At 62.4% G+C, this 13,182-nt stretch carries 15 protein-coding genes and 1 other RNA gene; 3 read left to right on the top strand and 13 right to left on the bottom strand.

Features of this window, described 5'->3' with window-relative positions; genetic code table 11:
* Nucleotides 1-64: 64 nt before the first annotated feature.
* The 6 genes from EOB36_RS18615 to EOB36_RS18590 all read right to left on the bottom strand — a co-directional run bounded on the left by EOB36_RS18615 (nucleotide 65) and on the right by EOB36_RS18590 (nucleotide 5,649).
* Complete coding sequence (locus tag EOB36_RS18615; protein WP_095483384.1) at nucleotides 65-1,579, bottom strand: DegQ family serine endoprotease; 1,515 nt, start codon at nucleotides 1,577-1,579, stop codon at nucleotides 65-67.
* A gap of 147 nt (nucleotides 1,580-1,726) precedes the next feature.
* Nucleotides 1,727-1,915: a DUF2065 domain-containing protein gene (locus tag EOB36_RS18610; RefSeq protein WP_095483383.1), complete on the bottom strand. Its 189-nt coding sequence runs from the start codon at nucleotides 1,913-1,915 to the stop codon at nucleotides 1,727-1,729.
* Nucleotides 1,916-1,921: 6 nt separating this feature from the next.
* A complete protein-coding gene (locus tag EOB36_RS18605; protein WP_095483382.1) occupies nucleotides 1,922-2,866 on the bottom strand; it encodes a protease modulator HflC in 945 nt (314 codons plus the stop codon).
* Nucleotides 2,866-3,969: an FtsH protease activity modulator HflK gene (gene hflK / locus EOB36_RS18600; protein ID WP_095483381.1), complete on the bottom strand. Its 1,104-nt coding sequence runs from the start codon at nucleotides 3,967-3,969 to the stop codon at nucleotides 2,866-2,868. The genes EOB36_RS18605 and hflK overlap by 1 nt, the downstream gene beginning before the upstream one ends.
* 142 nt (nucleotides 3,970-4,111) lie before the next feature.
* Nucleotides 4,112-4,630 carry a dihydrofolate reductase gene (locus tag EOB36_RS18595; RefSeq protein WP_095483380.1) on the bottom strand — a complete coding sequence of 173 codons (519 nt, stop codon included), beginning with the start codon at nucleotides 4,628-4,630 and terminating at the stop codon, nucleotides 4,112-4,114.
* The gene (locus EOB36_RS18590; RefSeq protein WP_095483379.1) at nucleotides 4,630-5,649 is read right to left on the bottom strand and encodes a DUF4424 domain-containing protein; all 1,020 of its coding nucleotides are present in this window, start codon (nucleotides 5,647-5,649) and stop codon (nucleotides 4,630-4,632) included. The genes EOB36_RS18595 and EOB36_RS18590 overlap by 1 nt, the downstream gene beginning before the upstream one ends.
* A gap of 134 nt (nucleotides 5,650-5,783) precedes the next feature.
* Here EOB36_RS18590 and cobF point away from each other — a divergent pair, with 134 nt between their 5' ends.
* Nucleotides 5,784-6,557 (top strand): precorrin-6A synthase (deacetylating), encoded by a 774-nt coding sequence (gene cobF, locus EOB36_RS18585; protein ID WP_128285421.1) that lies wholly within the window; start codon nucleotides 5,784-5,786, stop codon nucleotides 6,555-6,557.
* Nucleotides 6,558-6,593: 36 nt separating this feature from the next.
* Here the strand turns inward: cobF and EOB36_RS18580 are convergent, their stop codons facing one another.
* The 6 genes from EOB36_RS18580 to EOB36_RS18555 form a co-directional block, all read right to left on the bottom strand.
* Nucleotides 6,594-6,935 carry a winged helix-turn-helix domain-containing protein gene (locus tag EOB36_RS18580; RefSeq protein WP_095483377.1) on the bottom strand — a complete coding sequence of 114 codons (342 nt, stop codon included), beginning with the start codon at nucleotides 6,933-6,935 and terminating at the stop codon, nucleotides 6,594-6,596.
* A 90-nt stretch (nucleotides 6,936-7,025) separates the two neighbouring features.
* Complete coding sequence (modC, locus tag EOB36_RS18575; RefSeq protein ID WP_095483376.1) at nucleotides 7,026-8,138, bottom strand: molybdenum ABC transporter ATP-binding protein; 1,113 nt, start codon at nucleotides 8,136-8,138, stop codon at nucleotides 7,026-7,028.
* Nucleotides 8,135-8,839: a molybdate ABC transporter permease subunit gene (gene modB / locus EOB36_RS18570; RefSeq protein WP_095483375.1), complete on the bottom strand. Its 705-nt coding sequence runs from the start codon at nucleotides 8,837-8,839 to the stop codon at nucleotides 8,135-8,137. Before modB ends, modC begins: the two co-directional genes overlap by 4 nt.
* 16 nt (nucleotides 8,840-8,855) lie before the next feature.
* Nucleotides 8,856-9,650, bottom strand: coding sequence for a molybdate ABC transporter substrate-binding protein (modA, locus tag EOB36_RS18565; protein ID WP_095483483.1), 795 nt, complete (start codon nucleotides 9,648-9,650; stop codon nucleotides 8,856-8,858).
* Nucleotides 9,651-9,948: 298 nt separating this feature from the next.
* Complete coding sequence (locus EOB36_RS18560; protein WP_095483374.1) at nucleotides 9,949-10,743, bottom strand: thymidylate synthase; 795 nt, start codon at nucleotides 10,741-10,743, stop codon at nucleotides 9,949-9,951.
* 145 nt (nucleotides 10,744-10,888) lie between these two features.
* On the bottom strand, nucleotides 10,889-11,200 hold the full coding sequence (locus EOB36_RS18555) for a DUF2853 family protein (RefSeq protein WP_095483373.1): 312 nt from the start codon (nucleotides 11,198-11,200) through the stop codon (nucleotides 10,889-10,891).
* Nucleotides 11,201-11,369: 169 nt separating this feature from the next.
* Here EOB36_RS18555 and ssrA point away from each other — a divergent pair.
* Nucleotides 11,370-11,728, top strand: a transfer-messenger RNA (tmRNA) gene (gene ssrA / locus EOB36_RS18550).
* Between the two features lie 136 nt (nucleotides 11,729-11,864).
* The gene (locus EOB36_RS18545; RefSeq protein WP_095483372.1) at nucleotides 11,865-12,413 is read left to right on the top strand and encodes an AAA family ATPase; all 549 of its coding nucleotides are present in this window, start codon (nucleotides 11,865-11,867) and stop codon (nucleotides 12,411-12,413) included.
* A gap of 65 nt (nucleotides 12,414-12,478) precedes the next feature.
* On the opposite strand, the gene EOB36_RS18540 is transcribed toward EOB36_RS18545, so the two are convergent.
* A partial coding sequence (locus EOB36_RS18540; RefSeq protein WP_128285420.1) for an MFS transporter occupies nucleotides 12,479-13,182 on the bottom strand: 704 nt, incomplete at its 5' end.

Below are 13,182 nucleotides of genomic sequence, written 5' to 3'. Positions count from 1 at the left end.
CGCTTCACAGGTCAAAATAGTACATCCCATGGGATGTTTCAACGTGCCTGTGAAGCTACCAGACTCAATCCATCCGGATCGTCACAAACCGCAACTCGCCGGTCTTCGACGCCAGCATCAGCAGGGCGTTCTTGCGTCCCTGCTCCTTCAATGCGGCAATCCGGTCCATGACATCCTTGGGCGTGGCGACCGATTCCTGCGCGATCTCGGTGATCACCTCGCCGGCCTGGATGCCGCGTTCGGCGGCGGCCGAATCCTTGGTGACCTCGGTGATGACGACGCCGGAGACTTCGGCGGCGATGCCGAATTTCGTCCGCGTCTCGTCGTTGAGCTCGCCAACGGTCATGCCGAGCACGGAAGCCGTCGAAACGGCAGGCGCCTTGTCGCCATTGTCCTGATCGGTGTTGCCGTCCTCGCTGCTGGCAAGCTTTTCGCCATCTTCGAGCCGGCCAAGCGTCACCTTCACGGTCTGCTCGACACCCTTGCGCACGATGACCACGTCGACAGCCTTGCCGACCGAGCTTTCCGCGACGACGCGCGGCAGGTCGCGCATTTCATTGACGTCCCTGCCGTCGAACTTGATGATGACGTCGCCCGCCAGGATGGTGCCGTTGTCGACGGGTCCGCCCTTGATGACGCCAGCGACCAGCGCGCCCTTGGCCGTCGCCATGCCGAGGCTTTCGGCAATGTCGTCCGTCACCGGCTGGATGCGCACGCCGAGCCAGCCGCGCCGCGTCTCGCCAAACTGACGGAGTTGGTCGACGACGCCTAACGCGAGCTGCGAGGGAATGGAAAAGCCGATGCCGATCGAGCCGCCGGACGGCGAGATGATCGCCGTATTGATGCCGATAACCTCGCCGCTGCTGTTGAACAGCGGTCCGCCGGAATTGCCGCGGTTGATCGCGGCATCGGTCTGGATGAAATCGTCATAGGGACCCGAATTGATGTCGCGGTTGCGGGCCGAGACGATACCCACCGTCACGGTGCCGCCGAGGCCGAACGGATTGCCGATCGCCATCACCCAGTCACCGACACGCATCTTGCTGGAATCGCCGAATTTCACCGCCGTCAGCTTGTGCCCTTTCGGATCGACCTTCAGCACCGCCACGTCGGTCTTGGTGTCGGTGCCGACCAGCGTCGCCTTCAGCGTCACGCCGTCGGAGAAATTCACCTCGATATCATCGGCATCGGCGATCACGTGATTGTTCGTCACCACAATGCCCTGCTCGGCATCGACCACGAAGCCGGAGCCCAGCGACTGCACCTTTTGCGAGCGATCGCCCTGTTCGCCGGGACGGTTCTTGAAGAAATCGTCGAAGAAATCCTGAAAGGGCGAGCCCTCTGGAAGCTGCGGCATCGGCACCGCGCCAGGCCCCTCCGTGCCCTTCACCCTCTGCGAGGTCGAGATGTTGACCACGGCACCCAGCAGGCCCTGCGCGAGATCGGCGACCGAAGCCGGGCCATCCGCGGCGGCCGTCGGCGTCACCAGCGACGGGACGGTAGCGGCGCCAATAAGAAGTGCTGCAGCACCTGCGGTGAACGTCCGCCTCGCCGCGCGCAAAAAGCTGTTGGATGTCATCGAGAAGTCTCCCGGTGTCTCAGAAAGGAAAAGCGCTCGCCGAAAACGCTGCGTCGAGTCATGTTGGCAAGAAATACGGCACGTTTGCGGCTATGGCTATCGGCACAGGATAAATCCTCCGTTATCCGAAATCATAGACCGATCACGTCACCCACCACGCACCAGCCAGACGATGCCGACGCCAACAGCGATTGCGATCAGTCCGGCGATCCGCAGCGCATTCTCCGGCATCGACAGAACTTCGCTTGCAAGTTTCTTGGCGAGGCCAGGAAAGCCGCCATAGACCAGGCCCTCTACGACGAGAACCAAGCCTATTGCCGCCAGAAAATCCTGCACCGGCCGTTACTGGCCGGTGCCTGGCTGCGCTGCCGGCGCAGCAGGTGCTGCGGGCGGCGCTGCCGGCGTATCCGCGCCGGCGGGATTGCGGAAGAAACGGAAGAATTCCGAATTCGGCGACAGCACCATCGTCGTCCCGGTATTGTCCAGCGCCGTGCCGTAGGCATTCATCGACCGGTAAAAGCCGAAGAAGGCCGGATCGCGCTGGTAGGCGTCCGCGAAGGTGGCGCTGCGTTGAGCTTCACCTTCACCACGCAGGATTTCAGACTCCCTCCGCGCCTCGGCGACGATCTCCACCACCTCGCGGTCGGCGCGAGCCCTTATGCGCTGCGCCGCCTCGTTGCCGCGCGCCCTCAGCCGCTCGGCTTCGGCCAGACGCTCAGCCTTCATGCGGTCGTATGTCTGTTGCGAGACTTCTGCGGTCAAATCGGTTCGGCGAATGCGGACATCCTCGATCTGCAGGCCGAGCGACGTGGCGTCGGGCCTCAACTGATCGCGCACTTCACGCATCATCACGGCTCGCTCTTCCGAGAGCGCCGCCTCGAAGTCGCGCAGACCGTAAACACGGCGCAAGGCGGCGTCGAGACGCGTCCTCAATCGTGCCTCGGCCAGCTCGATCTGACCGGACACAGCGGAGCGGAACACGCGCGGATCCGAGATCCGATAGGCGATGAAGGCGTCGACCTCATAGAACTTGCCGCCCGAAACCTGGACGCGGATGTTGTCGAGATCGAAGCGCAGCACCCTGTTTTCTATCAACTGCACGCTGTCGGCATCGAAGAAGGCGAACGGCGCCTTGAAATAGATGCCCGGCTGGCTCTTGACGTCGACGATCTCGCCGAACCTGAGCACCAGCGCCTGCTGGCGCGCATTGACAACGAAGACCGACGAATAAAGCAGGAACAGGATGACCGCTGCGATGACGGCGATGATGGGAAGACGGTTGGCCATCACTGGGTTCCTCCGAGGACCGGCGCCGGCGCCTTCTGCTGCAATGCCGGCAGCGGCAGATAGGGAACAACCCCTTGTCCATTGCCTTGCTCGATAATGACCTTGCTGGAATCCTTCAGAACCCTCTCCATCGTTTCCAGATAAAGCCGCTGGCGCGTCACATCCGGCGCTTTGGCGTATTCGTCATAGACCGAGATGAAGCGCTGCGCCTCACCTTCGGCCTCCTGCACGACCCGGTTCTTATAGCCGGCCGCGTCCTCGCGGATCTGTGCGGCCTCGCCGCGCGCCTGGCCGAGTTTCTGGTTGGAATACTGGTTGGCCTGCTCGACGAACTTGTCCTCGTCCTGTTCGGCGCGCTGCACTTCGTCGAAGGCGTCGGCCACTTCGCGCGGCGGCGCGGCATCCTCGATCGAAATCGCGTTGACGTTCAGGCCGGCCTTATAGCCGTCCAGCGTCGTCTGGATGATTTCGCGCACTGACGCCGCAATGCCCTCGCGATCATCGCGGAAGATGTCCTGCGCCGGCCGACGGCCGACGGCTTCGCGCATGGCGCTTTCGGCGACCTGCCGCAGCATGCCGTCGGGATCGGACACATCGAACAGATAGGCCCTCGGATCGGAGACCTGATAGGCGACAGAGAACTGGACATTGACGATGTTCTGGTCACCAGAAAGCATCAGGCCTGAACCGTTGCCGGAGGTCGTGCCGCCGCCGATATCGACGAGTTGTTCGGCGATGACGGCTGTCTCGACCGTTTCGATGGGCCACCAATGGAAATGCAGGCCGGGCTGCGAGAGCTCCGTCTTTGGCACGCCGAATCTGAGTTCGACGGCAACCTCGTCCGGCTGCACGGTATAGACGGCCTTGAACGCCCACAGCACGACAAGCGCTGCCGCGATCAGCCCGAACACGGCTGGGCTTGCCCCACCGCCACCCGGCAAAGCACGCCGCAACCTGTCCTGGCCGCGCCGGATAATGTCTTCGAGATCGGGAGGCGAACCCTGCGGGCCGCTGGGCCCCTTCGGTCCCTGCCCCCAGGGTCCTGGATTGTTGCCGCCGCCCCATGGGCCGCCGCCTCCGCCGCTTTTGTCATTCCAGGGCATGAATGTCCTTTCGCTCCCTCACGCGCCGGCCTGACGGCGCAAAATCCAGTATCGTCCTTCTATAGGGACGCGACGGCGCGCTTTCAACGCGATCGGTCGTCGACACCGTCCGTTTTGGACCGTCGCGACCCTTTATCGTCTCTCAATGCACGTCGCGGCGTCGCTCGTAAACCGAATAGCGTGTCGCATGGCTATCCTTTTCACCGGCAGGAACGTCCTGCGAGCGGACGATGCGCCACGAATCCGGGTCGATAGGCGGGAAATGCGCATCGCCGTCGACCGCGGCAAGGATATGGGTGACATGCAAGCGGTCGGCCAGGGGCAGCGCCTGGGCATAGATCTCGCCGCCGCCGATGATGCAGATTTCGTCGGCGCCTGCCATGCAGCGCCCGCGCACCTTCGCCAGACTGATCGCGTCGTCGAGCGAATGCACGACTTCGACGCCCTCGGCGCGCCAGGTCTTGTCGCGGGTGACCACGACGTTGAGCCTCCCAGGCAGAGGCCTGCCGATGCCTTCATAGGTCTTGCGGCCCATGATGATAGGTTTGCCCATCGTGTCGGCCTTGAACCGCTTGAGATCGCTGGAAAGTCGCCACGGCAAACCGCCGTCGCGCCCGATCACGCCGTTTTCGGCGATGGCGACATAGATCGCGACGTCCATCAGCCACCGCTCCCGCCATCGCCGCCATCGGTAGGCACCAGCAGAAAAATGTCGATGTCGTGCTCGGGGTAGAAATTTTGCGCCGTCATCTCGAAACGCGTCGGCCCGACTTTCCTGACGTTTTCGCCACAGAACGAGACCAGGTTCTTCGGGTCGCCCTTGTCGACAGTCAGCTTGAATTTGCCGATGGTGCCCGTCGCCCAGTTGCCGCCAGTGGTCAGGATATAGGCGATGCGGTTCTCGAAATATCTCAGAGTGCCGTCGGGATTGCCCTTCGCTGCCTTGCGGATCGCATTCTCGAACGTCTGGTCCATGCAGTAGCGGGTCTTATAGGCGGCGTATTGGCCCTGGAACTGGCCGTCATAGAAGAAGCTGACCGAGGACGTGCCGCCAACGCTCGGCTTGTAGCGGTGGGCGACGCGGACTGCCTTGTTGGCTGGAAAGGTCGAGCGCCACCAATAGGTCGAGCGCAATTGCCAGAACGGCACGTAGACGGTCTTCATGCCCGAACCATCGTCGGCGGTGTCCTCGATGATGAGGCCGCGATCGACCCAATCGTCGGCAACCGCTTGCGGCAGCTTTGCCAATGCCGCCTTGGCCGCGTCGCCGAACGGGTAAAACGGCACGTTCTGCGCCTTCAAATCGGCGCTGATGTCGATGCCGAGCGCAAACGCCTTCTGCTCAAGCTGCGGTTTTGCCGCCACGCCGTCGATCGTCACCTCGAAGCCGAGGAAATTGTCGCTCTGACCGTCGGGAATCGCCGGCATCTCGTTGGGATCGCCTTCGATGTCGGGCATCGGGAAGGCGACGATCGCGTCGACATCCCTGTCGGTGTTGTTGCGGAAGACATAGTCGACCGTCACCTTTTCCGGCGAGATATAGAGATCCTCGCTCTCCATCGCGACGGCGTCGCTGCGCGACAGGATCAGGCCGCCCGTTCCCAATTCGGCGATTGAATCATTGGCGAATACGGGCGTGGCCGAGAGCGCCAGCGCTGCGGTCAGGACATAACGGAACATGGAAGCTCCCTTGGCGAGAATGCCGGTATGACTCTAGCCGTTTCAATGTGGAGTTTCAAAGCCCTTCCGCGCACTCGTCGGCGCTTGCCAGGCTTGTCTGGACACCGACGTTCCGATCGGGCAGGAGTTCGGCCATGCGCAAGCTTCTCGTCATCGGCATCGGCGCCGGCAATCCCGACCACATGACCGTGCAGGCCATCGACGGCTTGAACCGCGCCGAGGTGCTGTTCATTCCCGACAAGGGCGCGAAGAAGAACGATCTCGCAGAACTGCGCCGCCAGATCTGCGACCGATTCGTCACCAATCCAAACTCGCGCCGCGTAGAGTTCGACGTGCCGGTGCGGGCCGAGCCGGCCCCCTCCTATCGCTCGACCGTCGACGACTGGCACGAGGCGATCGCCGCGATCTATGAAGGCCTGATCCGCGATGAGCTTTCGCAAAATGGCTGCGGCGCCTTCCTGATCTGGGGCGATCCCTCGCTCTACGACAGCGCGCTGCGCATCCTGGAGCGCGTGCGCATGAGAGGCAATGTCGCGTTCGAGCTCGAGGTGATCCCAGGCATCACCGCTGTCCAGGCGCTCGCCGCCAGCCACAGAACCGCGCTGAACCGCATCGGCGATGCGGTTCAGATCACCACCGGCCGTCGGCTCACCGAGGAAGGCTTGCCCGACAATGCCGGTAGCACCGTCGTCATGCTGGACGGCAAATGCGCCTTCAACACGCTGGACGACAAGGACCTCGTCATCCACTGGGGCGCCTATCTCGGCACGCCCGGCGAGATCCTGATTTCCGGCCGCCTCGGCGATGTCGGCGACGAGATCGCGAAGACACGCGAGGAAGCCCGCCGGAAAAAGGGCTGGATCATGGACACCTATCTGCTGCGCAAGCCCGGCGAGCCTGAGGAGTAGGAGGGGTAGGCTTGGCCGGCACAGACTCCACCGACCTCACCCGGCATCGATCTCCGCCTGCAGTGCCTCCATATGCGGCGCCGCCGCGGAAGCCGCAGCCCGTTCGATGGCGCGAAAGCGGCTGACCACCGCGAGCCCCACCGAGGTCAACTGGGCGCCGCCGCCCTTTTTCCCACCGGTCTGCGCCGCGACCAGCGGCTTGCCGAACACCCGGTTCATGTCCTCGACCAGATCCCAGGCGTGTTTGTAGGACATTTCCATGCCGCGCGCCGCAGCCGAGATCGAGCCGAAGGCGGCGATCTGCTCCAGGAGCTCGATCTTGCCCGGCCCGATGCGCCCTTCTGGATCGAGGTTTATCCGCAAGCTCAGCGACGGCATTCCACTCCTCCGCAGTCACGCCGCAGCCATACTAGAACCTCTCCAGCGATACCGCTATTCCAAATCGATATAGCGACAACCATCCGCCCGTTATCCATCCGCCTCGACAGGCAAGCCGGCGCCTGTGTTCGCCCGGTCGAAGCTTACCGTCTTGACCACCGCGTAGACTTTTCGACCGAGCTGAAGTTTCAGCGTCTGTCGTGATTGCTCGGTGATCCGGGCAATCACGGTTGCGCCATTGCAGTCGATGCCGATCTCGACCGTAGGCCCTTCGCCCGGTTCTATCGCCACGATCGTGCCCGGCAAGATGTTGAGCGCGCTGAGGCCCGTCGGCTGTCCGGTGGCGATCATCACATCGCGGGCACGGATGCGGATGCGCACCAGCGCGCCGACCGGCGTTGTCAGAAGCGGCACGCGGATCTCGCCCGCCGCAGAGCCAAGCACGGTCATGCCAAAGACTTCGTCGTGGCGCAGCACCGCGGTGTCCAGCACCGCGCCGCCCTCGCCGCGCTCTTCTGCCGGCAACAGGTCGAGCCGCTGCATGATCGCCCCGGTCGGGCCGCAAGCAGCGACTTTGCCTCGCGCCAGCACAACGACGTCGCTTGCCAGCCGCGCCACCTCAGAGATCGAATGGCTGACATAGACGATCGGGATTTTCGTCTCGTCGCGCAGCCGCTCGATATAAGGCAGGATTTCTGCCTTGCGGGCCTCGTCGAGCGAAGCCAGCGGCTCGTCCATCAGCAACAATTTCGGGCTGGCGAGCAGCGCCCGGCCGATCGCCACGCGCTGTTTCTCGCCGCCGGAAAGGTTCGCCGGCCGCCGGTCGAGCAAAGGACCGATGCCGAGCAGTTCGACCACCGCATTCATGTCCGCATAGCGTTCCGCCGTGGGCGTGAACCAGTGGCCGTAGCGCAGATTGCTGGCCACGCTCATATGCGGAAACAGCCGCGCATCCTGGAACACCATGCCGATGCGGCGCTTGTGCTTCGGCACGAACAGGCGCGCATCAATATCGACCAGCACGCGGCCGTCGGCCTCGATCCGCCCCTTATCGGGCCGGATAAGGCCGGCAATCATGTTGATCAGCGTTGTCTTGCCGGAGCCCGAGGGCCCGAACAGCGCGGTCAGCCGCCCGGCGCTCTCGAAGCGGGCGTCGACCTCGAAATTGCCAAGCCGATGGCTGATATCGACCACGACCGTCATTCGGTATCCATCCGCTTGCCGACGCGCCGCGCCAGCACTTCCGACGCGACAAGTGCTGCCATCGAGATGACGATCGAGATCAGCGTCAGCCTGAGCGCGCCGGCATCGCCGCCCGGCACCTGCGTGAACGTGTAGATCGCCGATGGCAGCGTCTGCGTCTCGTTGGGGATGTTGGAAACGAAGGTGATCGTTGCGCCGAATTCGCCCATCGCCTTAGCGAAAGACAAGATCGCGCCGGCGATCAGGCCGGGCAGGATCAGCGGCAGCGTGATAGTCCCGAACACCCACAGCGGATTGGCGCCAAGCGTTCCGGCTGCCGCCTCGATTCTGCGGTCGACCGCCTCGATCGACAGCCGGATCGCCCGCACCATCAAGGGAAAGCCCATGACAGCGCAGGCCAGTGCCGCACCCGTCCAGCGAAAGGAGAAGACAATGCCGAAATGCTCGGCCAGAAAGGCCCCGGCCGGGCCGCGCCTGCCGAAGGAGAGCAGCAGCAGATAGCCGACAACCACCGGCGGCAGGATCAACGGCAGATGCACCAGCCCGTTGAGCAGCGTCTTGCCCCAGAATTGTCCACGGGCGAGCACAAGCGCGATCAATATGCCGGGCGGCAGGCTGGCAATCATCGCCACTGTCGCCACCTTGACGGACAGCCGGACCGCATTCCATTCGTCGGGAGTGAGGTCCAGCAGCCAGTTCATCTTTTGGCGTCGTGCCTCAGTTGCTCGGCGTAAGGACCGTGAAACCCTGCGCCTTGAAGAGTTCGCCAGCCTTGGCGGACTGCAGGCATTTCAGGAATGCCGGCGTGTCCTTGTCCTTCGAATCCGCCATCTGGGCAACCGGGTAGACGATCGGCGGATGCGAATCCTCTGGGAAGGTGCCGACCACTTTCACGCCGGGCTCGGCGTGCGCGTCGGTGGCGTAGACGATGCCGAGCGCTGCCTCGCCGGTCGAAACCAGCTTGAGCGCGGCGCGCACATTCTCGGCCTGCGCCACCTTGCCTTCCACCGAGGACCAGACGCCGAGCGATTCAAGGGCCGCCTTGCCATATTTGCCGGCCGGCACCGCCTTGAAATCGCCCATGGCAAGCCTGCCGTCGCCGATCAGCACGGCAAGATCAAAACCCGTCTCGATCCTGGTTTCGACCGACGAATCCTTCGACGCCACCAGCACGATCTGGTTGCCGAGCAACTTCACTTCGGTATCCGGCTTGGTCAGCTTCTTGTCGGACAGATATTTCATCCAGTCGAGGTCGGCCGAGATGAAGACATCGGCCGGCGCGCCGCCCTCGATCTGCTTGGCCAATGCGGAGCTTGCCGCATAGGAAATGGTTGCCGCCTCGCCGACATCGGCCTCGCAGGCAGTGTTCACGGCATCCAGTGCGTTCTTCATGCTTGCGGCGGCGAAGACGATCAGTCTGTCATCCGCATGGGCAACCGGCATGGCGGCGATCAACATCGTCGTGAGACCGCCAATGGCAGCCGCCTTCAATCCGAAACCCTTGCGCACCAGCATGAAACTCTCCCGGATTTGAAAATCTGATCGGCGCGAGCCTGACAATCGATATATCCACGTGAATATAACAAGGGAAGGCTTTTTGCCAGACTTAGCCCGGACAATGGCTCAGTTAGTGGCCCGGTCAATGGCATTGCGTGTTGTTGGCACCGCTTACGATCAATTGAGGTGGATACAGCGCAACGTTGCGGGCCGGTGCCGTAGGTCAAAGCATCGGATATCGTGGTCGGCATCGACGAACGGACAGCAGCCGAGCGATTTGAGACAGGATCGGGAAAAGCCCGATGTTTGCGGCTCACACCGCGATCGGCGCCTTGATTGTAGCATCGGCGAGGTAGTTTTCCAGCCGGAAATCCTCGAAGCGGAAGGCAAAGAGGTCCTTCACCTCCGGATTGATCCATAGCGTCGGCAGCGCCTTGGGCGTGCGGCGCAACTGTTCGCGCGCTTGCTCGAAATGATTCGCATAAAGATGCGCGTCACCCAGCGTATGGACGAAATCGCCGGGCTTCAGCCCCGTCACCTGCGCCACCATCAGAGTGAGCAGCGCGTAGGAAGCGATGTTGAACGGCACGCCGAGAAAGATATCGCCGGAACGTTGGTAGAGCTGGCAGGAGAGCCTGCCCTCCGAGACATAGAACTGGAACAGGCAATGACAGGGCGGCAGCGCCATGGCTTCCACTTCGGCCGGGTTCCACGCCGAAACGATCAGCCGTCGGGAATTAGGATTCTTGCGTATCTCCTTCAAGAGATTGGCAATCTGGTCGATGGCGCCGCCATGGCCGTCCGGCCAAGAGCGCCATTGCTTGCCATAGACCGGGCCGAGGTCGCCATTCTCGTCGGCCCATTCGTCCCAGATCGAGACGCCGTGGTCGTTGAGATATCTAGTGTTGGTGTCGCCCGCCAGGAACCACAGAAGTTCATGCACGATCGACTTCAGATGAAGCTTCTTGGTGGTGGTGACCGGAAAGCCGCGCGCAAGGTCAAAGCGCATCTGGTAGCCGAACACCGAGCGCGTTCCGGTGCCGGTCCGGTCGCCGCGATCGGCGCCGTTTTCCAGCACGTGCTTCAAGAGGTCGAGATATTGGCGCATCGGCTTCGGCTCGATTCGGGTTACCGGCCATCATAACCGACTGGCTGCCGGCCGAACATATTAAAGCGCAGAATGCTCCAACAAACAGTTACACTCTGGGGCTGGCGCGAAAATCGCGCCAGCATCCGCCGCTGCAGGATGATCCTCAGAGGCTGGCGAGCTTGCCCAGGTCCTTGGCGACCAGGTAATAGAAGGTCACACGGCTCTTGGTGTTGTCGGCCTCCATCGCCTTGCAGGTCTTTTCGATGGCCGCGTCCGCCTTGCTGCCGTCGGCGATGCCGAGCTTTTTGGCAACCCAGTTGGCCTTGACGCGATCGAGTTCCTTGGGATCCGTGCAGGACACCAGCGAGGAATCCCGATTTCTGAGCGCAATGCCCAAATGCTTCACGATCTTGGCGACCGCGTCGGCATCTGCCGCGGCGTCGTACTTCTTTACGTCTGCGAAATAATCGGCCATCAAATTTCCCCTCGTCGGCGCCACGGGATCCGGTCGATGAGGGTTGTGGCGCGCTGCCGCAAAATGTGCGCTAAGTCGGTAACGCCTCACCGCCGCAAAGCTTCGGTTGAGACCGTTCACAAGTCAAGCCTTCGCGATGCCGTTTGACTCAGCGACAAAGCATCATTGAGGCCTTTCATTTTCCACGATCGGTCCCTATATCTGTTTGGTCGGCTTGACCGACTATGGCGATAAACAGGCGATGAAATAAGCCGTTCGGACCCGGGGGCGGTACCCGGCGCCTCCACCAAAAACCGCTCTTGTTGAAGAGCGGCTTTTGCTGGGGGCGAAATAGGATCGACGAAGGTGTAAAGATCGTACTTTTGCCCGGCATTGTACCACCGTTATCGGGCTAAACTTATAGTTGCCAACGACAACTATGCGGAAGCACGTCTCGCCGCGTAAGCGGTGCGATAGCTTCAATTCAAGCCCTAGTGGTTCGCACTTCTAGGCGGGGTTCGGAGGTACCTGGCAACAGAAACCTCCACTTCTCCCCCTTCGATTTCCCCCTTTCGATATTATGACGGCAGCAGGCTTGTTGGCCGCGCTTCTTGCGCTGCGCCCCGTCGCGAAGCTGTCTTGCTGGCAAGTGCGGGCTGCCGCATTCATCCAAAGGACCAAAAGAATGCAAAACGATTCCGATCGATTCTTCGTGCTGACCGGCGGTCCGGGTTCCGGCAAGACCACATTGATCGAAGCCTTGCGGACGGCCGGCCTCGCCACCTCGCCCGAAGCCGGACGCAGCATTATCCGCGACCAATCGGCGATAGGCGGCCTTGCCCTGCCCTGGCAAGATCCGGCACTGTTCGCCGAACTGATGCTGTCCTGGGAAATGCGTTCGTATCACGCAGCGCTCGAACAGAACGGCCCCGTCTTCTTCGATCGCGGCGTGCCGGACACCCTTGGCTATATCAGGCTAACTGGCCTGCCGGTGCCCGGCCACGTCAGGAATGCCGCCGAACGCTTCCGCTACGCCAGTCATGTCTTCATCGCACCACCTTGGCCGGAGATCTTTCGGCAGGACAGCGAGCGAAAGCAGACCCTCGACGAGGCCGAACGCACCTATCATGCGCTCACCAGTGTCTACACGGAATTGGGCTACGAGCTGATCCCGTTGCCCTTGGCGCCGGTCGAGGCGCGACTCCGATTTATCTTCGCCGAGGCAGGCTTGTAGCTTGATCTCAGACGTTAAAAAGGCCGGGAATGACCGGCCTTTTTCTGTCGTCGATAGCGATTGCTTTATTCGGCGGGCGCTTCGACAACCTCTCGACCACGACCGAGCGTCACCTTGGCCAGCGTGAAGGAGATCACCGCGCAAAGCGTGATGCCGGCCACCATCGGCAGCGGTGTGCCGTCGAAGAACACCCCGGCGATGCCCATGGCGACCGCACCGATGGCGAAGTGCAGCGTGCCCATCAGCGCCGAGGCCGTGCCGGCGATCGCGCCATGCTCTTCCATGGCCAGCACCGAAGTCGTCGGGATCACCAGGCCGAGGAACCCGTAGCCGACGAACAGCAGCGCCGCCATCACGTCGAGCCGGTCGACGCCGGACGCCATCACGGCGAACAGGACCACCATCGTCGTCGCATAGCCGACCACCGCGACCCGCACCACGGGCCTTAGCCCGAACCGTTCCGACAGCACCCCCGTCAACTGCGACATGCCGATGAAGGCGACCGCGTTGATCGAGAAGAACACGCTGTAGACCGACGGCGATAGCCCGTAATGGTCGATCAGGATGAAAGAGGAGCTCGATAGATAGACGAAGAAGCTGGCGATCCCGAAGCCGCCGATAGACGCCAGGCCAAGGAAGTTGCGGTCGCCCATCAGGAAGCGATAGGCGGAGAGCGCGGTGCCAAACGAACTGCCTGCGCGCGCCTCGACCGGCCGCGTCTCCTTGAGCGAGGTCGCCAGCAGGATGGTGGCGAGCACCGCCCCCCCCG

It is taken from the genome of Mesorhizobium sp. M6A.T.Cr.TU.017.01.1.1, assembly GCF_004023115.1.
GTDB classification, from domain to species: Bacteria; Pseudomonadota; Alphaproteobacteria; order Rhizobiales; family Rhizobiaceae; genus Mesorhizobium; species Mesorhizobium mediterraneum.
The sequence above is the reverse complement of the archived record's forward strand: the minus strand, read 5'-3'. Positions and strand labels throughout refer to the sequence as shown.

Bases quoted from the DNA above. Each gene is read 5' to 3' on its own strand.
- EOB36_RS18615 (WP_095483384.1), bottom strand. From the start codon at position 1,579: ATGACATCCAACAGCTTTTTGCGCGCGGCGAGGCGGACGTTCACCGCA.
- EOB36_RS18605 (WP_095483382.1), bottom strand. From the start codon at position 2,866: ATGGCCAACCGTCTTCCCATCATCGCCGTCATCGCAGCGGTCATCCTG.
- hflK (WP_095483381.1), bottom strand. From the start codon at position 3,969: ATGCCCTGGAATGACAAAAGCGGCGGAGGCGGCGGCCCATGGGGCGGC.
- EOB36_RS18595 (WP_095483380.1), bottom strand. From the start codon at position 4,630: ATGGACGTCGCGATCTATGTCGCCATCGCCGAAAACGGCGTGATCGGG.
- EOB36_RS18590 (WP_095483379.1), bottom strand. From the start codon at position 5,649: ATGTTCCGTTATGTCCTGACCGCAGCGCTGGCGCTCTCGGCCACGCCC.
- cobF (WP_128285421.1), top strand. From the start codon at position 5,784: ATGCGCAAGCTTCTCGTCATCGGCATCGGCGCCGGCAATCCCGACCAC.
- EOB36_RS18580 (WP_095483377.1), bottom strand. From the start codon at position 6,935: ATGCCGTCGCTGAGCTTGCGGATAAACCTCGATCCAGAAGGGCGCATC.
- modC (WP_095483376.1), bottom strand. From the start codon at position 8,138: ATGACGGTCGTGGTCGATATCAGCCATCGGCTTGGCAATTTCGAGGTC.
- modB (WP_095483375.1), bottom strand. From the start codon at position 8,839: ATGAACTGGCTGCTGGACCTCACTCCCGACGAATGGAATGCGGTCCGG.
- EOB36_RS18560 (WP_095483374.1), bottom strand. From the start codon at position 10,743: ATGCGCCAATATCTCGACCTCTTGAAGCACGTGCTGGAAAACGGCGCC.
- EOB36_RS18555 (WP_095483373.1), bottom strand. From the start codon at position 11,200: ATGGCCGATTATTTCGCAGACGTAAAGAAGTACGACGCCGCGGCAGAT.
- EOB36_RS18545 (WP_095483372.1), top strand. From the start codon at position 11,865: ATGCAAAACGATTCCGATCGATTCTTCGTGCTGACCGGCGGTCCGGGT.